At 54.5% G+C, this 532-nt stretch carries 1 protein-coding gene and 1 pseudogene; both read right to left on the bottom strand.

Going from position 1 to position 532, the window contains the following annotated elements:
* Positions 1–202 (bottom strand): annotated as a pseudogene (locus tag ACTQ1N_RS12750) (terminase large subunit); the annotation flags it as partial.
* Positions 202–532: phage terminase small subunit P27 family (locus ACTQ1N_RS12745; RefSeq protein ID WP_441957014.1), on the bottom strand; the 331-nt coding region annotated here is incomplete at its 5' end. The pseudogene ACTQ1N_RS12750 and the gene ACTQ1N_RS12745, both read right to left, overlap by 1 nt.

The raw sequence follows: 532 nt of genomic DNA, 5'->3' as shown, positions 1-532 counted from the left end.
GGTCACGGATAATCTGCTCCTGCCACGGGAGAAGCCAGAACCGCTTCCCAGCCCACTTGCCTTTGGTATGACGGAGCATCTCGATAAACTTCACAGCCCGATCTGCCTTGGCCGGATCGTAATGTGAAGTCGGAAGCATGTACTGAGTCGGATGATAGTCTGTGAGCTTTGGCATATCTGCGGGATGTTCCTCGCTTGCCATTACGAATCACCTCCCAGCAGATTTTCCATCTCATCAGTCGGTGCGGTATTCCCCGCATCCGCTATGAGGCGGGACCGGGAAGCAGGCGTAAGACCGAACTCGGTCGCGAACTTTCCCATCTGTTTCATATAGGTCTGTGCGATGGAGACCTGCGGGACCTGTTGCCAGTAGCCAGAAGGTGTCCGGACAAGAGTGCCGTGCTCTGTGATAAACTCCTCGGCTTCCTTCCATCTTGCGTAAGACTGGCAGTATGCAGCAAAGGCAGCCATATCGACTTCGGTGAGGACACCGATGGCTTCCATCTTCTTTGCCAGCCTGTGCCATTCCTTT

It is taken from the genome of Porcincola sp. LCP21S3_C12, assembly GCF_052118625.1.
In the GTDB taxonomy this organism is placed as follows: domain Bacteria; phylum Bacillota; class Clostridia; order Lachnospirales; family Lachnospiraceae; genus Porcincola.
The sequence above is the reverse complement of the archived record's forward strand: the minus strand, read 5'-3'. Positions and strand labels throughout refer to the sequence as shown.